This window comes from Haliea sp. E1-2-M8 (genome assembly GCF_030649675.1).
Classification (GTDB): domain Bacteria; phylum Pseudomonadota; class Gammaproteobacteria; order Pseudomonadales; family Halieaceae; genus Haliea.
In genome coordinates, this window is record NZ_JAUTDR010000002.1 from 208,915 (window position 1) to 230,945 (window position 22,031).

The 22,031-nt window shown below is 63.2% G+C and carries 12 protein-coding genes; 6 read left to right on the plus strand and 6 right to left on the minus strand.

Annotated elements, in window-relative coordinates; translation table 11 throughout:
* Positions 1-42 precede the first annotated feature (42 nt).
* The 4 genes from Q6D67_RS02615 to Q6D67_RS02630 are packed head-to-tail and all read right to left on the minus strand — an operon-like array spanning position 43 to position 6,685.
* Positions 43-1,329: a glycosyltransferase gene (locus Q6D67_RS02615; RefSeq protein WP_304703979.1), complete on the minus strand. Its 1,287-nt coding sequence runs from the start codon at positions 1,327-1,329 to the stop codon at positions 43-45.
* Positions 1,326-3,581, minus strand: a complete 2,256-nt coding sequence (locus Q6D67_RS02620) for a hypothetical protein (RefSeq protein ID WP_304703980.1) — start codon at positions 3,579-3,581, stop codon at positions 1,326-1,328. Before Q6D67_RS02620 ends, Q6D67_RS02615 begins: the two co-directional genes overlap by 4 nt.
* Positions 3,578-4,312 (minus strand): TVP38/TMEM64 family protein, encoded by a 735-nt coding sequence (locus tag Q6D67_RS02625; protein ID WP_304703981.1) that lies wholly within the window; start codon positions 4,310-4,312, stop codon positions 3,578-3,580. Before Q6D67_RS02625 ends, Q6D67_RS02620 begins: the two co-directional genes overlap by 4 nt.
* Positions 4,313-4,315: 3 nt before the next feature.
* A complete protein-coding gene (locus Q6D67_RS02630) occupies positions 4,316-6,685 on the minus strand; it encodes a parallel beta-helix domain-containing protein (protein WP_304703982.1) in 2,370 nt (789 codons plus the stop codon).
* Positions 6,686-6,808: 123 nt separating this feature from the next.
* On the opposite strand from Q6D67_RS02630, the gene Q6D67_RS02635 reads away from it, so the two are divergent.
* Genes Q6D67_RS02635 through Q6D67_RS02650 form a run of 4 tightly spaced genes read left to right on the plus strand, consistent with a single transcriptional unit; the run spans position 6,809 to position 11,337 of the window.
* Positions 6,809-7,786, plus strand: a complete 978-nt coding sequence (locus tag Q6D67_RS02635) for a sugar ABC transporter substrate-binding protein (RefSeq protein WP_304703983.1) — start codon at positions 6,809-6,811, stop codon at positions 7,784-7,786.
* 10 nt (positions 7,787-7,796) lie between these two features.
* A complete protein-coding gene (locus Q6D67_RS02640; RefSeq protein ID WP_304703984.1) occupies positions 7,797-9,383 on the plus strand; it encodes a sugar ABC transporter ATP-binding protein in 1,587 nt (528 codons plus the stop codon).
* The gene (locus tag Q6D67_RS02645) at positions 9,380-10,375 is read left to right on the plus strand and encodes an ABC transporter permease (protein WP_304703985.1); all 996 of its coding nucleotides are present in this window, start codon (positions 9,380-9,382) and stop codon (positions 10,373-10,375) included. Before Q6D67_RS02640 ends, Q6D67_RS02645 begins: the two co-directional genes overlap by 4 nt.
* Entirely contained in the window at positions 10,372-11,337 is a 966-nt protein-coding gene (locus Q6D67_RS02650) for a calcium/sodium antiporter (RefSeq protein WP_304703986.1), read from the plus strand. Before Q6D67_RS02645 ends, Q6D67_RS02650 begins: the two co-directional genes overlap by 4 nt.
* Here the strand turns inward: Q6D67_RS02650 and Q6D67_RS02655 are convergent.
* Entirely contained in the window at positions 11,320-14,547 is a 3,228-nt protein-coding gene (locus Q6D67_RS02655) for an EAL domain-containing protein (RefSeq protein WP_304703987.1), read from the minus strand. The two genes, Q6D67_RS02650 and Q6D67_RS02655, sit on opposite strands and share 18 nt — an antisense overlap.
* Positions 14,548-14,933: 386 nt before the next feature.
* Between Q6D67_RS02655 and Q6D67_RS02660 the strand changes: the two genes are divergently transcribed.
* Positions 14,934-17,363 (plus strand): TonB-dependent receptor, encoded by a 2,430-nt coding sequence (locus tag Q6D67_RS02660; protein WP_304703988.1) that lies wholly within the window; start codon positions 14,934-14,936, stop codon positions 17,361-17,363.
* 327 nt (positions 17,364-17,690) lie between these two features.
* Entirely contained in the window at positions 17,691-19,562 is a 1,872-nt protein-coding gene (locus tag Q6D67_RS02665; protein ID WP_304703989.1) for a PhoX family phosphatase, read from the plus strand.
* Positions 19,563-19,615: 53 nt separating this feature from the next.
* Here the strand turns inward: Q6D67_RS02665 and Q6D67_RS02670 are convergent, their stop codons facing one another.
* Positions 19,616-22,000: a M1 family aminopeptidase gene (locus Q6D67_RS02670; protein WP_304703990.1), complete on the minus strand. Its 2,385-nt coding sequence runs from the start codon at positions 21,998-22,000 to the stop codon at positions 19,616-19,618.
* Between the last annotated feature and the right edge of the window lie 31 nt (positions 22,001-22,031).

Genomic DNA, 22,031 nt, shown 5'->3' on the forward strand with positions numbered 1-22,031 from the left:
CCCCGACCGGTACGCGCGCGCCATGCCAGGCCAGCATCGGTGTTAGCGCTCCCCGACCGACAACATCCCGGCGTCGAGTGACGCTTCACTCGCGCTGGCGAGACTCTTCAGGAGATCCCACTCCGTCTTGAGGAAATTCACCATGTCGTCCCAGCCGCTCTCCAGCCCCGGTGTCTGTCTGCCGATATGGGTCTGGAGGCTGGCATAGCAGGTGAGTGCCCTGTCCGCCGTCCGCGGCATGGAAAAGGTATCGGCCGTGTCCCGCGCCGCCTGCTGCAGTTCACGCAGCTTCTCTCCTCCCAACTCAGCAACCCACTGCAGCGCAGCGGCGAACTGGATCGGCGAAGCGCCCGCCAGCAAGCGCCCGTTGCCGCCGTCCCTCACCACTTCGCGGGCGCCAGGCGCGTCCAGCGCCACCACAGGTAACCCGGCGGCCATGGCTTCGGTGAGCACCATGCCCTGAGTTTCGCTGGTGGACGCAAAGGCAAAGACGTCCATGGCATGCAGGGCGTCTGCCAGCGCCGGCTGCCCCAGAATACCGGCGACATGCAGGTGTGCACCCAGCTGCTCCCTCTCAAAGATCGCGCGCAACTCGGCCTCGGCGGGCCCTCGTCCAACCAGCAGGAAATGCGCGTGGGGATTGGCAGCAATAAAATTGACCAATGCCCGGGCAAGAAACTCCAGATTCTTCTCGGGTGCCAGCCGTCCCATGTGCCCAACAACGAAGGCCTCCGGGGGAATATCGAACTGACGACGAAACCCATGCCGGTCGCCGCGGGCGAAGCGTTCCGGGAATACCCCGGTGGGTACGACCGTGACCGGGCGGGTGACGCCCCGCTGCTGTATCAGAGTCCGAATGCTGTCGCTGGGGGCAAACACATGATCGCACAGGTTAGCGTAGCGCGTTGCCAGCTCAATGGCAAAGCGTCGCATGGCGGGCGAGTCGCCGCGCAGGTAGTGGGTGTATTGTTCGTAGAGCGTATGGTGAGTGAATACAATCGGCAGGCGCCGGTGTCGCGCCAGACGCAGGGCGGTAAACCCGAGCAGGAACGGGTGCTGGGAGTGCACGATGTCGGGCTGGAACGCATCGATGTCCAGGCCGAGACCTGCCTGCATCGGCAGAGCCACCGAGAAATCACTGTCGTTGAAGTGCTGGATCGCAGGGACCCGCAGCACATCGGTTTCAGTCTGCGGCCTGTCGGGATATTCTGGCGCCAGGATCAACACCTGGTGCCCGCGCTTGCGATACTCCGCGCTGAAGGCTTCCACCGAACGCGCCACGCCGCCGACATGGGGGGTAAAGGTGTTGGTGACCAGGAGGATGTTCACGCATCTGCCCCCGGTTCCCGGGCGAGCACGACTTCAGTGGTGCCGTCCACCGCCTGCTGGGGCTGACAACCCGGCAGACGCACTTCGATCGGCGGTGCGCCCCGGTGCCAGTGCGCCTGCCAGGAGACACACGGTGCACCATCGCCGCTCGGCATGATGGTTATGGAGAGGCGACCAAAGGCCGTCGGGGCGGGGCCAAACCGTATTGGCGCCTCCTGCGCCAGCCAGCGCTGCGGAACCCCCGCACAGAGGATGAGGCCTGAGCCTTCCTCGCGGACAAAGCAGTTGCGGATCATAAGCAACCATTCCGCGGCTGCCCAGACGTGGTGGCCATCTCCCATGCAGCCACCTCCGGTGCGGGGATGGATAGCCTCCGGCCATTGGCCCGTGGTCGAGGCCAGGGCCGCTACCGTGTCCATAAGGTCGAGATAACGGGGATCTCCGGCGCGCAGCAGGATCTGGGCAACGTGCAGGGTCAGGTAGGCGTTGAGGCCGGAATGGATCATGTCCTGATAGAAGGCGCCGGCAACGAAACAGTGGTCGAGCAGGAACTCGACGCAATCGAGCAGGCGCGGGTCCCGTGCCGCGCAGAGTTGGGTCGGATAACCGAACGCCACAGAACCGATGGCGCCGGCATCCAGGCGGCGGTGAGGAGACGCGGGCATGGCAGGGCGGCCCAGTCGTTGCGCGCATTGCGCCAGACTCCGCTCCACCGCGCGCGCAAAATCATCGGCGCCCTGCGCAAACTTCTTGCTGTGGGCGGGATCGTCATTCTTGAGCAAAGCCGCAGCAGAGCGCAGACCCGCCACACCCCAGAAGTCATCCCAGTAATAGTAGTCGTTCGGCCCCAGATGCTCCGCGCTGAAGCCGGCGGGCAGCAGCCCGGCGTGCGGAGCGTCGAGATCATCCGCCAGGCGCTTGCGCAGGATCCAGTCGGCACCACGGATTACGGGCCGTACCCAGTCCGGCGACAGGGTGCGCCCGGTCATGCTGTGGAAGCGCTCAACGATCCACAGCACCTGGCCATTGGAGTCCCACTCACCATCCTGGGAACGGAAGTAACCCTGGGCAGTCTGCCGCTGCGGAAATTGCCACAGCGCCCGCTCGGCGCGACCAGTCAAGCCGGCACACAGAAGAGCATGGATCATGAAGGCGGCATCGCGAAACCAGAACCGCTTGTAGGTAAACGGCCCGGGGTAGACATCTTTCGGCGAATGCAAAATCAGAGACATGATCGCCGCATCGTAGAGAAACTGGTAGTGCGGGTCTGGACAGCTGAACTTGCAGCGATCCTCGTGCCCCGAGCGCCAGGCATCCGCGGCGAGCGGCCTGGAGCCGCTGGCGGGCAGGGTTATTGTCGCCGTGATTGCCGTTTCTTCGCCGGCCTTTACCGGAAACAGCGCTGCCGCGGTTATCATACCCACATCGCAGCGCCCCTCGCTCTGATCATCCAGATCATCCAGATGTATGTAAACGTCCCCGGCGCGGTAATTGGATACATGGTGACGGCTGGCGGCCGCGCTGAATTCGACCCTGTGGTCCTCGTCGACAATCCAGGCGCTGCGATCGCTGGTCAGCCTGACCTCGTGCACGAAGCTGATGCCCTCCGGATTGTAGGGGCGCAGCGCCAGTACCAGCCAGGCGTCGCTGTCGCTGCGCGCCTGCGCTTGCAGCTCGCATACCGCCGACCCCGATTCAAGCCGTACCCAGGCCCGGTTACGGAGGCTGCCACCGGACATGGCAGTTTCGGTAACGACGCAGACACCATTCTGCATCTCCTGGGTCTGGCGGGCATCGAGACTGCGCGACGGTAACAGACAGCGGCCATCCGCAGTCTGCAGCCAGCAGTCCAGGGACCAGCCGTCATAGAGGGGGGTCAGCAGGCCGCGTGGATCCACGATCGGCAGTTCAGCGCAATCCGGATAACCAATCGCGGTCCAGTTCCTGTGCGTGAGGTTGATGTGGGTAATGGAAAATGCGCGCGGAATGAACGACACATCACGCGGGTCAAACTGGCGCTCAATCCAGTAGGGCCAGACCCAGTCCAGGTTGTGCTGGATCACGCGGCTGTTGATCAGGCCGCGGGCGTGGAATACCACACCGGCCCGCAGCAATTCGATCGGTTCGGCCACCTCGGATGGCTGCGCAAAGCCGTGCAACTTTGCCAGCAATGCTACGGGATCCAGAAACCCCGTACTGCGCGCCACCCGCCGTACTATATAGCGCCAGGGCAACCACCGCAGCCAGGTCACGGCAGATCCTCCGCAATGACTCCCGCGTCCTCGTAGCGATACAGGGCGCGGCGCGCCAGCCGGGTAACCCATACCACAGCAATCGCGGTGGCGATGAAACCGCCGGCGTACAGAGTCCATTCCAGCGGTGAGCGGCCAACGTTGCGCACGCCCAGGGTTGTGACATCGGCCGCGATCGAACCCAGATATACGCTGTGCAGGGAGAACGGAATGAAACCCAGCAACGAGCCCACAGTATATCCACGCAGGGGCACCGAGGTCAGCCCGAAAAAATAGTTGGATACCTTGCTGGGGAAAAACGGGATCAACCGTGTCAACAGGACAATCTTCCAGCCATCGTGAGTCAGTTCCTCACTCAGCATATGCAAACGCGCCCGGGCCGTGATAAACCGCCGGGCGCGAGCCCCGAACAGGTAGCGAGCAACCAGAAAAGCCAGTATTGCACCAAGTGTGGTTCCCACCACAACGTACAGGGTACCCTTTGCGACCCCAAACACGAATCCGGCGCCAGTGGTCAACAGCACCCCGGGGAGGAGCAGCACAACCGCCGTCGCCATCAGCAGAATGAACCAGACGGCAGCCCAGGCGCCCTGTGACTCGAACCACAGCAGCAGGCTGGCGATCTGCTTGTGGATGTCAAAATAGACCAGGAGGGCGAGCACCCCGGCGACGAACGTGATACTCGCCGCCATTCCCCAAAGTGGTGAGCGCTCGCTTCCCTTTTTACCCATGAGTTATGTCTGGCATCCTTTACTCAGACTGTTCAGCCACTCCCGTACCAGCTCCACTGCCTCATCGTGGATAATGCTGCGCCCGATCTCGGGCATGCGCACATCCGGGTCGTTGGAATCCATGCGGAACACGGTGATGGAGGCGTCCGCATCGCCGGGCACAAAGTCAAACTGCAGCCCCCCCGAACCGGCGCCGGCGGCTACCGGCGGCTTGCAGATACCGTAGGTGGAATCCACCTCGCGCCAGAACTCCAGGAACATGCCCGAGTTGCTGGCGAAGCCGCCGGGGCTATGACAGTGCGCACAGTTGATATCCAGGTAGGCCTTGGTACGCTCCTGCAGCGGCTGCGCGAGGTCCTCCCAGTCCGGCGCCCTGTCGACGACCGCGAGATTCCTGGGCAGGCCAGCCAGGCCCCCCAGCTGGGCCATGTAGGTCAGCTGGTTATGGCTCTTGCCTGCATAGCTGTTGTCGCGATTCAGGAACCGCGCCTTGGGCCCGATCGGCAGGTTCACCGTTTCCTGGTTGACGCCGCTGCCGGTCTCGGCGCGGGTGACGCCATGGCAGGTCTTGCAGCTATTGGCGTCGGGGATAACATACTCGGTACTGCGGGTCATGCCGTCGCTGTGGATCCACTGCAGGGTTCGACGGCCGCCGGCGACGGTCAGATCCGCGCCGCTGCTATCTTCGCGCCAGATGTAGGGCAGCGTCGCCCAGCCCTGACGACGGTGGATCAACAGGCGGGTCTCGATGATGATCTCACCCGCTCCCGGATTGAGGAAATCGTTGGGCATGGTGAAAGTCTTGGCGATGATCGTTCCCACCGGGAAGTCGAATACATCGCGCGTAGCATAGGCTGCCTGCAGCCCTTCGGGGAGAAAGATAAAGCGGTATTTCTCCGCGTAGTCGGTAAACAGCTCGCTGGTCAGGTCGTACAGGATACCGCCGTTGGCGTCACCGCGCGGATCCAGCGCATCCGCAAACAGGTTGTATCCCGCCAGTTCGCGACAGCTAACCTCCACGGCGCCGAAATTGGCCTCGTTAGCGGCGGGGGTGCAGAGCTCGGCGATCTCGGCTTCGGTCGGTGGCCGCTCGCCCTCGGCAATCGCCTCGGGTGTATCCAGCACAACCTCTGCCAGAGAGGCGTGGGCACAGGCGAAGAAGGCGGGATCTGCACTGGCGCCGCCGCCACCGGGCTGGAACAGCACGCCCCGCCGCACGGCTTCGGCCTCCGCTATACAGATGCGATCGGGATCTGCGAAGGCGCCCTGCCCTTCCCCCAGGCCGTCGTAGACGATCTCCGGCAGGCCACCGTGTCCGGTGAACAGGCCGGCGATATCGGCGACCAGGCCCTGCGGGTCAGTTGCGTTGTCGCTGTATTGGTTGTCGTGCACATGGATGCGCCGCGGGTCGGGGTCGTAGTTGGCATCCTCGGTGGTCAGCCCACTGATCGCGTAACTGACGATGGCGATAGCCAGCGACTGATTGCCTTCGATACGGTTGCCGAACACCTCGATATCATCGAAGGCCATGGCAAGAATACCGGTGCCGGCAGGCACGATAGCGACGATATTCCCCTCCGGCGCGAAGTTGGGGGTGTTGTTGTTGCGAATGGTGTTGTCGTAGATTCGCGCGCGCTCTCCGTCCAGCGCCAGGTTGGGCAGGTCGAACACCAGAATGCCGCCGGTGTTGTTCTCGGCGATGTTCTCGTAGACATCCGAGTTGGTGGAGTTTTCGATTTCGATGCCCGCGACATTCAGGGATACCCGGTTGCGGCGCACGATGATCTTGTCCGACTGGCCCACATAAATACCGGCGTCACTGGCGCCGATGACCACGCTGTCCTCGATCAATACGTTCCGGGTCTGCACCGGGTACAGGCCGTAGGCACCGTTGCTGGCACAGGGGCCACAGGTCCACTCCACCCGCAGCGACTTCATGGTGACGCCGTTGGAAAACTTGAACTTGACGCCATCGGCGGGCGGATCAATGAGCGCAAATTTCTCCAGCACCACGTTGTTGCTGGTAACCAGAATGCTCTCACCGCCTGACACCTGTGCCGCGAAATTGAGCACGGTCTGCTCGGGCCCCTGTCCACGCACAGTGACGTTGTCGACATCCAGGGAGAGGGCGCCATCCAGTTCAAACTCGCCCGCGGGAAGCTCGATGGTCTGCCCGGGCTCGGCGTTGATGAACGCCTCAAGCAAGCGCCTCTGGAAGTCTTCTCCGGGCTCCACTACCACCAGGTTGGGATCCACCTCCTCCGGCTGCACCGGCGGCGGCTCCGGCGTCGCCTGTCGGTCGCTGCTTTCGGAGCAGGCCAGAAGCCCAAGCGCCAGCAGGAGAGCAAGCAAGCCTTTAACTGGATAGCCCATCCGCATACCCTTTATTATGCTGTGTCTGATATAGACTAGTCCGTAATAAGGTATTCGGCACATTTTTTTACGCGCCCGGTAGTGTCTGACAAGTTCTGGCCCTGACCCGAGAGGAAGTGATCCATGCCCTGCTCCACAACCCTGCCCTGCAGCCGCTTCTTGCCCGCCCTGCTGCTCATGCTCACACTCACCGCTTGCGGCCGGCAGGAGGCGCCAACCCGGCCCGCTGCGGAGGCCGCTGCGGATGCACCGCGCATTGCCCTGGTGATGAAGTCGTTGGCCAACGAGTTTTTCACCAGCATGGCAGACGGCGCACGGGCCCACCAGGCCGCCAACCCGGGCCAGTACGAGCTGATTGTCAACGGCATCCGCAATGAAAGCGACCTGGCGCAGCAGGTGGCGCTGGTCGAGCAGATGATGGCCACCGGGGTAGACGCCATCGTGATAGCGCCGGCAGACTCCAGGGGCCTGCTGCCGGTTGCCCGCCGTGCCGTTGCCCAGGGCATTGTGGTGGTCAATATCGACAACCGCTTTGACCGGGATGTCCTCGCCGAAATGGGAGTGGAGATTCCGTTTGTGGGGCCGGACAACCGCGAGGGCGCGCGCAAGGTGGGCGAGGTACTGGCGGCAGAGCTTGCATCCGGCGACCAGGTCGCCATCATCGGCGGCATTCCCGGGGCATTCAACGCCCAGCAGCGTCAGGCCGGATTCGAAGATGCCATGCGCAGCGCTGACATCGAGGTGGTTTCCATTCAGGCAGCGGACTGGGAGCAGGCGCGCGCGGCGACAGTTGCCAGCGCCATTCTCGGCGAACACCCCGGGCTCAGGGCCCTGCTCTGCGCCAACGACAGCATGGCACTGGGAGCCGTCGCCGCCGTGCGCCAGGCCGGTCGCGCCGACGAGGTACTGGTGGTTGGCTTCGACAACATCTCTGCCGCAAACACCCTGGTGCAGTCTGGCGCCATGCTTGCCACTGCCGACCAGTACGGCGACCAGCTGGCAGTCTTTGGCATTGAGTATGCGCTGGAAATTCTGGCAACCGGCCAGGCCCCGCAGGACCGCAACACTGCGGTCGACGTTGTCGTCGCCAGCGCCCGCTAGCGAGCCAGTGGTGAGCGCAGACACCAGCCCCCTGCTGCAGACAAGGGGACTGGACAAGCAGTTCGCGGCACCGGTACTCCGGGGCGTCGACTTCAGTCTGCATCGAGGCGAGATCCATGCGCTGATGGGCAGCAACGGTGCCGGCAAGAGCACCCTGTGCAATATCATCGCCGGAATTCACCAACCTTCCAGCGGCAGTCTGCTGCTGGAGGGGAGCCCCTACCGTCCCGCCTCAATCCGCGACGCCGAGGCCGCCGGCGTGCGCATGGTGATGCAGGAATTGAACCTGTTCCCCAATCTGAGCATTGCCGAAAACCTGTGTTTCAACCAGCTCGGCAACCGGTTTGGCTGCATCAGCCGGAGAACGCTGAAAACCAATGCCCGCACCGCCCTGGCACGGCTCAAACTCGACGATCTGGACCCCGACCTGCCGGTCTCGGCGCTCGGGGTCGGCAAACAGCAGTTGGTGGAAATTGCCCGGGTGCTGGCGCAGCCAGTCAAGCTGCTGATCCTCGACGAGCCCACCGCCGCCCTCACTGACCCCCAGATCGACCAGCTGTTCCTGCAGCTGGACGCCCTGCGTCACTCCGGCGTCGGCATCGTTTACATCTCCCATCGCATGAGTGAAATCCAGCGGGTTGCGGACCGGGTCTCGGTACTGCGGGACGGAGTGCTGGTGGCTACCGAAACTGCCAGCAACATGCACGTTGACCGCCTGGTTCACCTGATGGCGGGTCCGGCCATGATGCAGATACCGGCGTCCGGCGCCGCACCCGCACCCGCAAACCAGCGCGCCCCGGAGCCCGCTGGGGAGGTGGCCCTGCGCGTGGAGGGCTTCGGACGGGAGCGCGCCTTTAGCGATATCAGCCTGGAGGTACACCGCGGCGAGGTGCTGGGCATCGGCGGCCTGATCGGCGCCGGACGCACCGAACTGCTGCGCGCCCTGTTCGGCGCCGATGTGGCGGACTGCGGCTGGCTGCACCTGGCCGCCGATGGGTTCAGCCGCAGACACCGGTTCAAGACCCCCGCGGAGGCCATTGCGGCAGGTATCGGCCTCGTGGTGGAGGATCGCAAGGCACAGGGACTGCTGCTGGACAAATCCATCGCCATGAATATCAGCCTGGGCAGGTTGCCGCAGTTGCACAATCGCCTGGGCGTGGTCGATGACGAGGCCATAACCCGCCACAGTGAGCTGCTCTGTGACCAACTCGAAGTCAAGCGCGACAGTATCGCCCAGGCGGTCAGGCAGCTTAGCGGCGGCAACCAGCAGAAGGTGCTGATCGCGCGCTGGCTGCTGCAGGATCTGGACGTAGTGCTGTTCGACGAGCCCGGCAGAGGGGTGGATGCACGCTCGAAACTGCGCATCCAGCAGCTGATCCGGGAGCTGGCCGCACGCGGCAAGGCAATAGTGGTAGTAAGCAGTGAGACCGAGGAACTGCTGGCCCTGTCAGACCGGGTGCTTGTGCTGTCCAACGGCCGCCTGGCAGGGGAGTTTGACGCCCGGACGGTTACCGAAGAGACCCTGCTGGCCGCCAGCTTCCGCCACTATGCCCAGCCCGGGCAGAACCCCGCCCCCGGCACGGAGACCGGCACATGAGTCGCAGTATCCTGGCGGGTATTCGCCTGCCCTGGAATTCCCTCGGGCTGGTCGCGGTACTGGTACTGTTGGTGCTGTTTTTCAGCAACCAGAGTGAGTACTTCTTTTCCGCGGTAACCTTCCGCACCCTGGCCAACCAGATCCCGACCCTCACCGTAATCGCGGTGGGCATGACCTATGTGCTGCTGATCGCCGGCATCGACCTGTCCGTGGGCTCGGTCATGGCGCTGTGCGCCGCGGTCATGGGAGTGCTGATGGCCGATGCCGGCTGGCCACTGCTGCCGGCCATTGCCGCCAGCCTGCTCACCGGGCTGGCCTGCGGCAGTGCCAGCGGCCTGGTCAGCGCGCGCTGGGCCATCCCCTCCTTCGTGGTCACCCTGGGCATGCTGGAAATCGCCCGCGGTGGCGCCTACCTGGTGACCGACTCCCAGACCCGGTATCTGGGCGCCAGCGTCGGGCGGATTGGCGAGCCGCTGGCGGGGCTGGGGGTGTCGCCAGCGCTGCTGGCCGCGCTGGCGGTCGTCGCCGTGGCCCAGTTTGTGCTGGTGCGCACGGTGTTCGGACGTTACATGGTTGCCATCGGCAGCAACGAGGAGGCGGCCCGTCTCTCGGGCCTCAATACCGTGCGCTGGAAAGCGCTGGTATTTGCGCTGGCCGGACTACTGGCAGCCCTGGGCGGGGTGTTCCAACTGGGTTACCTGCAGACCGCGGACCCCAACGCGGGCATCGGCCTGGAGCTGTCCGCCATTGCCGCGGTGGTCATCGGTGGCACCAGTCTGTCGGGCGGAAGGGGCTCGGTGGTCAACACCTTTCTCGGAGTCCTGATCATCGCCGTAATGCAGACCGGGTTGGCGCAACTGGGCATCTCCGAGCCCGGCAAGCGCATTATTACCGGCGTGGTGATAGTAGCGGCGGTGCTGTTTGACCAGTATCGTGAGCCCCTCGCCCGCCGTTTCTCCCGGTGGCGACTATCGTCAGGAGCAAGGGAATGATCGCAGTGGCGGCCGTTATCGTCGGCCTGGTAATTCTGGTGTGGAGCGCGGATCGGTTTGTAACGGGAGCGGCAGCGACCGCCTGGCACTTTCAGGTTCCACCGCTGTTGATCGGCATGGTGATCATCGGGTTTGGTACCTCGGCACCGGAAATGGTGGTTTCGGCCATGGCCGCCTCCCAGGGCAACCCCGGCCTGGCGCTGGGGAATGCCTACGGGTCGAATATCACCAATATTGCGCTGATTCTGGGCATCACCGCCCTGATCAGCCCACTGCTGGTGCACTCGCAGATTCTGCGCAAGGAACTACCGATCCTGCTGGCGGTTACCGCCCTGGCGGCCTGGCAGCTGGTGGACGGCACCGTCTCCCGGCTGGAAGCGTTCGTGCTGCTCGGGGTATTCGCAGCATTGATCACCTGGACCATCCGCGAGGGCATGAGCGGCAAGGCCGACCAGCTCGGCACTGAAGTAAGCGAGGACCTGGACGCCGTCGCCCACATGCCGCTGCGCCGCGCCCTGCTGTGGCTGGCGGTGGGGCTGATCGCCCTGATTGCCGCCTCGCGGCTGCTGGTCTGGGGCGCCATCGACATTGCGGTGGGCCTCGGGATCAGCGACCTGGTTATCGGCCTGACCGTTGTCGCCATCGGCACCTCGCTGCCGGAGCTGGCCTCCTCGGTCATCGCCGCGCGCAAGGGCGAAAACGACATCGCCCTCGGCAATATCATCGGCTCCAACCTGTTCAACACACTGGCGGTTGTGGGCATCGCCGGCGGCATCAATGCGATCACCGTGCCCCCGGAAGTTCTCACCCGGGACGTGGCCGTGATGGCGGGACTAGCGGCGCTGTTATGCGTGCTGGGCTACCGCCGCAATGGACCGGGACGCATCAACCGCCTGGAGGGCGGGGTGCTGCTGCTCTGCTTCGGCGCCTACACCGCCTGGCTGTTAACGACCAGCCTCTGACGCACCCCGCCCACGGGCGAGCTTTTCCAGCTCCCCGGGGGGCAGTGGCTTGCTGAAATAGTAGCCCTGGTATTCATTACAGCCGTGCTGCTGCAGGAATTGCCACTGTTCCAGGGTCTCTACGCCTTCCGCCACGGTCCCGAAGCCGAGCCCCCTGGCGATGCCGATGATCGCCAGTACTATCGCCTGGTCCTCGGGGTCGTCGGCGAGCCCATCGACGAAACTCTTGTCGATTTTCAGCTTCTGTACCGGATAGCGCTTGAGGTAGCTCAGGGACGAATAACCGGTACCGAAATCATCTATGGAAAGAACCACACCGCGACCATGAAGATCGCTCAGGGTCGCCAGGGTCTTGCCGGAATTCTCCATCGCGATACGCTCGGTCAGCTCCAGATCCAGCATGTGGGGGGGCAGGTCGTATTCAGCCAGCAGGCCACACACCATCTCGGTAAAGTCGTCACGGTACATCTGCACCGCGGACAGGTTGACCGCGACTGACAACACCGGCAGCCCCGCCGCTCGCCAGCTGGCCTGCTGGGCAATGGCCGTGCGCAACACCCAGTTGCCGATCTCCAGAATCAGGCCGCTCTCTTCGGCAATGGGAATAAAGCGCGCCGGCGAAATATAGCCGATCTCGGGGTGCTGCCAGCGCAGCAGCGCTTCGACACCGGTAATCTCGTCGGTTGCAAAACTGACCTGGGGTTGGTAGTGCAGGCTCAGGCCCTGGTTGGCCAGGGCATCCCGCAATTCACTTTCTATCAGCAGGGTTTCGTTGGCACGCGCCCGCATCTCCTCCACAAACAGGCTGTAGGTGTTGCGCCCGGCGCGTTTGGCCCGGGACAGTGCCGCATCCGCGGACTGGCTGAGCTGGTCCAGATCCCGACCATGGCCAGGGAAGCAGGCCACGCCGATACTGGCGGTGAGATTGAGACGGTGCCTGCCGGCCTGCAGCGGCTCTGCCACCAGTTCCAGCAAGCGCTCCGCCATTGCCACCGCCTGCTCCGCATCGGTGTTGGGCAACAGCAGGAAAAACTCGTCACCACCCGAACGACAGAGGGTCGCCTCCAGGCTCAGCTCTGCAGTCAGACGTTTGGACAGCTCTTTCAATACCGTATCGCCGACCGCCAGGCCCAGGGAATCGTTAATGATCTGGAACCGGTCGACGTCGATATACAGCAGCGCAACCTCGCCGCCCCCCGCCCGCGCCGCGTTCAGGGCAATTCTGGCCTTTTCCCGCAGCAGCTCCCGGTTGGGCAGGCCGGTGAGAGAATCGTAATTGCTCAGGACACGAATACGCTCGCGATTGTCGTGGTGCTCGGTAATGTCGGTGGAAATACCACAGAGCGCGTAGATCTTGCCCTCCGCATCCCGTAGGGGAATCTTGACCGACCAGAAGATAACGGTCTTGCCGTTAAAGACGGTATCGACTTCTTCCTGCTCCTCCGCCTGGCCGGAATTCAGCACCTTGTTGTCGTACTCCCGAACCCGTGCCAGGGTGCGCTCATCGAAGAATTTGTCGTCGCCAAAACCGATCACCTCCTGCCGCTCGACACCCCAGAGATCCAGCACCTGCTGGTTCACGAACAGGTACTTGCCATCGAGATCCTTGAGGTAGATGCAGGCGCCGACATTCTCCAGGATCGTCGACAACAGGGCTTCGCTTTCCCTTACCGCCTTCTGGAATTTTGTCCGCTGCGCCTCGCGGTCAAAGTTGTCCAGAGCAAAGCTGATGTCGGTGGCCATCTCCCGCAGCAGGTTGATGGCGTCCTCATCAAACGCATCCGGCCTGTGATGGTAAACATTGAGCACCGCGAACTGCCTGCCGCCGCGTTGGATCGGGAACGCCGCCGCCGACCGCCAGCCATATTTACGGGCGCGCTCTTGCCAGGGCCGGGTCAGGGCCGACTCCAAGTAGTCATTGACAATCACCGGACGGTTCTCGCGCACGGCGGTCCCGGTGGGTCCGCTGCTGTCCGGGTGTTCAAGGCGGGCCGAGAGCACCAGGCTATCCAGGTAGTCACATCCCTCGCCGGCACTGGCAGCCCTGGTAATCAGCCCGCTGGCGGTATCAACCCGGCCCACCCAGGCCATTTTCATGCCGCCAAATTCAACCGCCATGCGGCACACCAGGGGCATCAGCTCTTGCTCACTGTCCATCCTGACGATAGCCTGGTTCACTTCGCTCAGGGCGTGATAGAGATTACTCAGGCGCGCCGCCCGCTGTTCACTGCGATCGCGGCCCCGGGCCAGTACCAGCACCAGCAGCGCCAGGGCAAAGCTGGCAGAGCCGCCAGCCAAAAGCACCAACAGCGACTGTCCGGGAACGACGGTAGCCGCCCGGTACTCCGGGGTTGTGCTCAGCAACAGGGCCCAGCTGCGGGTACCCACGGTCAGGGTTTGCCGCCGCTGCAGTTCACCGGCCTGCAGCCGCTCCGCATGAGATACGGCGTCAGTGGTAAACAGCGTATTGGCCGGGTCAGCCGGATCCCCATCGTAGATATCCAGGTCGATAGACCAGTTGATCTCATTCCGTAAGCCAGCCATCAGGTCCGCTACCCGGAAGGGGATATCGACAAAACCGACAATCTGTTCGCGCCTGGTGGCCACGGTATCCGGGGTACTTCCCGCGGCGTAAACCGGCAGGTACATGACAAATGACGGTGACGGCGCGCGCAATGTGTCCTGCACCAGCCCAATTGGGCGGGTAATAACGATTTCGCCGCTGTCCCTGGCGCGTTCAGCTGCTTCCCGCGCCCGCGGCACCTGGTAAATATCCAGTCCTATTGCCGCCAGATTGTCTCCAGCCAGCGGCTCCATGAAGATGATAGGAGCGAGTACGTCGCCCTCAGTGCCGGGATGGATAGAGTAATTAACCGGCAACTGGGAGCGGACTCTGGCCTCGTGAGCCGCCAACTGCTCGCGCCGCACCAGCTCCACCCAGGCGACACCCTGCAGGCCGGCGACATCCGAGGTTGCGTGCAGCGCCCGGGTATAGGCCAGAAACTCGTGATACTCGACTTCCCGGGACCCCTGGAAAAAACCCTGCAGGCCGCGCATGACCACGGCGTAGGTATTCAGCTGGCGCTCAATGACGGCGACCAGGCGATCCGTCTCCGCCAGGAAGGCACTCTCGACCAGGGAGCGTTCACGCTCGCGGCTGTGATCCCAGACCAGCATGCTGGCAGCGACACCCACCGCCAGCACAAGCATAGCCAGAAGACCTGGCAGAACGCCGGCATAGCGATGCCTGTACCCTGCATCCATGGCTGTAACCGCCTCGCTGATAGCGATTCCAAACAGATCGCTGCGAGCCATGTTAAGCACGCGACGAGCGGTTTGGCAATGACCAGCCGATATGGACATGACCCGCGCCCGGGATGATCCGACCCGCACGGAATCTCAGCCCTGGCCGACACGCCGCAACATAACGTAATTTTTACTGCAAGCAGGGCTTGACGAGGGAGGCGCAAGAAAAGTTAAACTGCGGTTGCGGAATTCTTTAAGCATACTTTATCCGCGTAGTCCAACACGACGTGTTGGGACGGTGACCAGGCGGCCCGCAGGGGCGCGCACAATAACGATTACGGAGCCTTACCATGCCGAAGAACATTCGCACTCCAATAGCAGCAGCATTAATCGCCGCCACAACGTTCCCGGTGTGGTCAGTGGCACAGGCCCAGACCCTCGCCCTGGAAGAGGTGGTCGTCACCGCCCAGCGGCGCGAAACAATGCTCCAGGAGACCCCGATCGCGGTCACCGCGTTCAGTGCCGAGAAAATCGCGGACCTGGGCATCCATGACATTTCCGACATCGGCAGCATCGCGCCCAACACCAATATCCAGAAGCAGCCGTCCTCGAATTCCAACATGTCCATCTATATCCGCGGCGTGGGCAGCGGCGAAACCTCGCTCATGGTAGACCCCAAGACCAGCTTCTATCTGGACGGGGTCTACATGAGCAAGACCGTAGGCTCGGTCTTCGACATCGTGGACCTGCAGTCCATCGAAGTCCTGCGCGGTCCACAGGGCACCCTGTTCGGCCGCAACAGCACCGGGGGTGCGGTCAACGTCACCACCGTCAAGCCCACGGGCGAACTGGGCGGCAAGCTTGAAGCCAGCGTCGGCAACGACGGCTATCGCCGTCTCTCCGGCTCGGTGGATCTGCCAAAAATGGCCGACATGCTGTCGCTGAAGCTGTCAGCGGCGAAAATGGAGTATGACGGCTGGGCCACCAACGACTGGCCCGGCGGTGAAGAGGAACTGGGCAGTGAAGACAATACTTCCTACCGGCTGGCGCTGCGCCTGGAGCCCACCGATAACCTGATCGTTGACTACGTCTTCGACAGGACCGATAACCGCGGCGTTCCCACGCCGTTTCAGATCTCCAAGGTGAAGGACAGCATCTACAACGGCTTTACCGAGACACCCTTCCCCTACACCTTTCTCGGGGGCGAGCTCTACCAGCAGATGGCCGCCACCGTCGGCAACCCGAATGACCGTCGCGAGCAGTACACCCTGGACGGCGTCAGCGACGAGTACCTGGAGGTGGACGGACACAATCTGACGGTCTCCTGGGAGCTGGAACCGTTCATGATCAAGTACATCTACGCCAACCGGAAGACCGATTCCGGCTACGAATCAACAGACCTGGACGGCGGTGCCTACACCGCGCGCGACCTGTTCTACGGCGGCGGCCAGTCCATCCCGACCCAGGGCTTCCAGGCCGGAATTCCCGAGGGCTGGATCGATCTGGAGACACATGAATTGCAGCTCATCGGCGATGCCATGAACGACCGCCTGCAGTATACCGTCGGCCTCTACTACTATGAAGAGGATATCTATCAGGACAACCCGCAGACGTTTGCCCTGCCGATCCAGTTCCTGCTGGGCAGCCCGCTGGCCGGCGCCTTTATCGGTGCCGGCTTCTGCAACGATTTCGGCACCGGCCCGGTCTGCCAGGGCACTCAGCGTCTGCCGCTGCCGTTCCCCTTCCCGGGGGCGGATCCGAACATGAACGGCTTGGTAGACTTCATCTATGGCCAGACCACGGAATCCAGCGCGGTATACGGGCAGGCGACCTATTCCCTGACCGACGACCTGGACCTCACCGCCGGCCTGCGCTACACCGAGGACAAGCGCGACGGATTCCTGTTCAACGAGACCCTGGGCCACAGCAGCATCGACGACCGGCTGACCAACAGCGACAAGTGGGATGACCTGAGCTACCTGCTCACCCTGAACTACGCCGTGTCCCCGGATATGAATGTCTACCTGTCCCATTCCACTGGCTATAACGGCGGCGGCTTCAACTCCCGGGCCTCCACCGTAACCGCCTGGGAAGAGGCCTACGATGAGGAACAGCTGGATTCCTATGAGCTGGGGATCAAGTCCGACTGGCTGAACCAGCGTTTGCGGCTGAACGCTGCCCTGTTCTACAACGACTATCAGGACATGCAGATTGCGGTGTTCGAGGCCGGCAGCGGTGGCGCGTCCAGCCGGATTACCAACGCCGGGGCCTCAACCTACCAGGGCTTTGAGCTGGAAGCCGTCGCCCTGCTGAGCGAGAACATCACCCTGGACCTGACCTACGGCTACCTGGATGCGGAGTTCGACGAGTACAACGCCCGCAACCCGGTCACCAATGAAATCGAAAACATTGCCGATATCACTACGGTAACCCGCGCCCCGGAGAACACCGGCGCCCTGGGCCTGCAGTACAGCCTGCCCAACACCGGTATCGGCGCCTTCAGCGCGCGGGTGGACGTCAGCTACACCGACAGCATGACGTTCCACCCTTTCCTCAACCAGTTTGATTCATCAGACGCCCGCACGGTAACCAACGCGCGCCTCACACTGGATGAGCTTTCCGTGGGTGGCGATGGCGAGCTGCGCCTGTCGGCCTGGGTCAAGAACCTGACCGACGAGGAGTACCGGGAGTGGGGTATCGACTTCGGCACCCTGGGCTATGCCGGCAACACCTGGAACCAGCCGCGCACCTTCGGCTTCGACGTGATCTACCAGTTCTAGCCGGGGGCGCCTAGCCGGGGGCGCCTAGCCGGGGGCGCCTAGCTGAAAATGGGGTCAGGTCCCTTTTGAAAAAAGAGACCTGACCCCATGGGGGGGCCAGCCTCGCGCTGGCCCTTTTTCGTCCTGCACCTCCCCTGCGCCCACGCTCCACCCAAAACAAAAAGTTCTTCGTTCTGACACAGATCCGCCACAGCGCTGCAATACACCACCCCTAAGCTCGAATAGCAGTGGACCCGCTGGCATGGCGGGCCGCTGAGCGCACGGCAGGCAAAGGAACGAGCCGCGGACCGTGCTCGACTTCCAATCCAATAGCGCAGGATACACACCATGGATCACGACGAAGGCAGCAGCAATCCCTCCAGCAACCGCACATTCCAGGAAGTCCTTACCGGCTACGCCTCCCGCCGGCAGGTCATGAAAGGTGGCCTGACCCTGGCCGCCGGTACATTCTTTGGCAGCTCCCTGGCGATGGCAGCCAGGGGCGGCAAGCCGGGCCCCAATGGCCCGGTGGGTCAGGATCGGAAAAACGGACTGATCAATTTCACCCCGGTCCCGGTCGCCGAGGGCACAGGTCCGATGCCAACCATTTCCGCGGACTACGACTATCAGGTTCTGATTCCCTGGGGTACCTCTCTCAAAAACGGGGTGCCCGATTACGTGGGGGACCCCGATACGCGCCCCACCGCATCCGAGCAGGCCCAACAGGTGGGCATCGGCCACGACGGGATGTGGTTCTTCCCCTTCCGCAGCAGCAATACACGCGGCCTTTTGGCGCTTAACCATGAATACGGCGGCAACTCCCACGTCCTGGGCAAGTCCGCCCCCGGCGACATCGAGGACGTCAAGACTTCCCAGCACGCCCACGGTATCTCCGTAGTCGAGATCCGCAAAAGCGGCGACAAGTGGGATCTGGTCAAGAATAGCGAGTACAACCGCCGGGTTCACGGCAATACGCCGGTGACATTCAGTGGTCCGGTTGCCAACAGCCCGCTGATCTATCCCGAAAATAACGCCAAGGGCACCCTCAACAACTGCGCCAGTGGCTACACCCCCTGGGGCACCTACCTCACCTGCGAGGAAAACTTCAACGGCTATTTCAACGATGCCACCGGTGGTTGGATCCCCACGGATGAACAGGAACGCTACGGCTTCCGCTCTACTGGCTTTGGCTACGGTTGGGGCAACTTTGATGAGAGGTTCAATCTTGGCCGGGAGGGGGGTGACGAAAGCGCCTACCACAACGAGGAAAACCGCTTCGGCTGGGTTGTTGAGGTCGATCCCTTCGACCCGGATGCCACGCCGGTCAAGCGCACAGCCCTGGGCCGCTTCAAGCACGAGGGCGTTGCGATCGTGGAGGGTCGCGGCGGCCGCATAGTCGGCTACATGGGCGACGATGAGCGCTTCGACTATATCTACAAGTTTGTCTCCGAGAGCAACTGGAAATCCATGCGCGCCCAGGGCATGAGCCCGCTGGATCACGGCACCCTGTACGCGGCGAAGTTCAATGAGGACGGCAGCGGCGAGTGGCTGGAACTCAGCATGAACAACCCAGCAGTTGCGCCGCATTTTAGTTCCGAGGCCGAGCTGCTGACCTACGCCCGCATCGCTGCCGACAAGGCAGGCGCCACCCCCATGGACCGCCCCGAGTGGACTACAGTAGCCCCGAATGGCGACGTCTACTGCGCTCTTACCAATAACAGTCAGCGGACCGAGGCCAGCCCCGGCAACCCGCTGGTACCCAACGCCGATGGCCACATCATCCGTTGGCACGACAGCAACCAACACACCGGCCTGAGCTTTACCTGGGATATCTTCATCATCGCCAAAGATACCCACGATGAGGGCGACGAGCGCACTTTCTCCGACCCCGACGGTCTCTGGATTGACCCCGACGGTCGCATCTTTATCCAGACAGACGGCGGCCAGAAGAAGGGCCTCAACAACCAGATGGTTGTCGCCAGCACCTACGACAGCGGCCCGGACATGGACGTGCGGCGTATGTTCAGCGGCGTGACCGGTGATGAAATCACCGGTATCGCCATCACCCCGGACCGGCGCACCATGTTTATCAACACTCAGCATCCCGGCAACGGCAGTCCCACACTGACCAACTTCCCGGTGGAATTTGACGGCAAGACCATCCCCCGCGACTGCACCATCGTAATCACCCGCAAGGACGGCGGCATTATCGGTTCCTGAGCGCTAGTAACCGACACCGTAACCCCGCTACCGGCAGCCGGTAGCGGGGTTTTTTATTGCGCCAGGCGCTGGGCTCGCAGGGGCAGGTCCAGCGCCTGCAAAATCTTCATCCGCAATTGGCCGTTGTAGTCAGGCCGCTTTGCCAGAAAAGCCCGCACCGTGGCCACCGCCTCCGCCGAATCGTGGTTTTCCAGCGTGGCGTGCAGCCAGCCCGAAGGAAAGAAGATATCCCCGGTCACCTGGATTTCCTGCAGCAATTCCAGGCTTGGCTGGATATAGCGTACCGAGTGGGCGGTGCGAGACGGATGATGCAGATAACCCAGGGCATCCAGTACCCAGTTCTCGGTCGCCCTGTTGGCCGGGTCCGCCAGGCCGGCGAAGAAGCGATCGCGGACAGCGGTATCAGATGCCAGGGCCGGCGTCAGAAAGGCCAATCGCCGCCGGCTGTCGGGATTTTCCGTCTGCGCCAGCTGCGCGCTGACGATGGCAGCAGACTGCTCCGGCAGGCGCAGGGCGAGCCGCTCGGCAAGCTGGATACGGTCGTTTTCCGACAGCTGCAGCCCGGGCACGGACTCCTCGCCCCGCCAGATGGCCAACAGGCGCTGCAGCGAATCCGGCTGCGCAGCGAGCAGGGACAGATTGTCGTACAACAATCTTGTCCGCCCGGGCTCATCGCTGGCGGCGATGCCCGCCCACAGGGTAGCCTCCAGACGCGGCTGCAGCCGCTCTCGGACTGCGTCCGGCAACAGTGTCTGTTGCAGGCGGCTGAGCTGGGACAGGGCGGTGGCAAGCAGCAGCTGGTTGGTCTCCCCCGCCACGATACCCAGCAGCGCATCGCCGTAGGCCTCGGCATTGATGTCCGCCCCGATTAGCACGCCCTCGTACAGGTCCAGCAACAGTCGACCCCGGTCCACCAGCGCCAGGTCCGCCCAGCCGTCGAGTTCTGCCAGCCGCGCCGGCCGCGGGCCGTAGAACAGCTCCGGATCCTCCACCTGCAGGGAACGGCCGGGGAAGCCGCTGTCGTGGACCCAGACCTCGCTCCATTTCTGCAGGTCCACCTCGGTCAATGGATCCAGAATCTCTACCAGTGCGGGCCAGGTGGCGTTGCCATAGGCATAGCGGGTGAGATAATCCCGCATACCACGGCGGAACAGCTCCTCTCCCAGCATCCGCTCCAGCTGCCGCATCATGATCGGCGCCTTGTTGTAGATAATGGGCCCGTACATCTGCCCGGCTTCGTTCAGGTTGCCGAGCTGCTGGCGGATTGGGTTCGCCCCCTCCGAGCGATCCACCGCATAGGCGGCGGGGTAGTGGCGCAGCAGGAAGTTCAGTTCGTGGTCGATGTCCGGAAATCCGGGGTTTACCATTTTCGCCGCCATGAAGTTGGCGAACACTTCCTTGGTCCAGACATCGTTGAACCAGCGCATGGTGACCAGGTTGCCAAACCACATGTGGGCGACTTCGTGCGCGATCAGGCTGGCCCGGCCCAGCAGTTCCTCATCGGTGGGATTCTCGTCCAGCAGCAGCAACTCGGCCCGGTACTGGATGGCGCCGACATGCTCCATGCCGCCGTACTGGAAAGCGGGGATCAGCGCGAAATCCAGCTTGGCAAAGGGGTAGGCAATGCCGGTGTAGTCTTCCAGCCAGGCAACGGCCGCCCGGTGCTGGGCAAAGATGGCGTCCAGATTGCGGGCGAGCTTGGCCGGGTCCGTCTCCCGATGCAGGAGGGTCATGCTGCGCTCGCCCCAGGGCTGCTGCTCAACCTGAAAGCGCCCGGCCACAAAGGAAAACAGGTAGGAGCTTATCGGCTCGGTGACCGCAAACCGGTGCAGGGTTGCCTCCGCACCCGGCTCCGCGGCCAGCAGCGGGCCGTTGGTCAGCGCCTGCCAGCCCGCGGGCAGCTTGAGGTTGAGCTCCCAGGTCGCCTTCAGGTCGGGCTGGTCGAACAGCGGGAAGGCGGTGCGGGCGCGGTCCGGCACGAACAGGGTATAGAGATAGTCCGGGTTGCGGTTGAGGGCGCTGTCGCCGGCGACAAAAGCGATTGCCACTGTGTTGCTGCCGGCGCGCAGGGATGCCGCCGGCAGCAGGATGTGCTCGCGCTCTGGCACCGCTGCCAGCGCGCTACCGTTGATTACCAGTTTTTGCACGGCCCCGGGCCCGGCGCGGAAATCGAGCTGCAGGGGAGTAGCGGCATCCGCGAGCGTGAAGCGAATCTCCGCCTCACCGCGAATCGGCTGCGACTGCTCCGCGGGAACAGCAAAGAACAGCCTGTAGTGCAGCCCCGACAGCCGCGCGGCACGCTCCTCGGCCAGTGCCAGCGACACCCCCGGCTCTACCGGTATTCCGTCCACCCGCCCACAGGCCCCCAACAATCCAAGCAACACTCCAGACAGCACTGTAAACCACACTCTACACAACAAGCCCAACCATTCGCGCATCAACCGTCCTCCCGGCCCACACTATACGCCG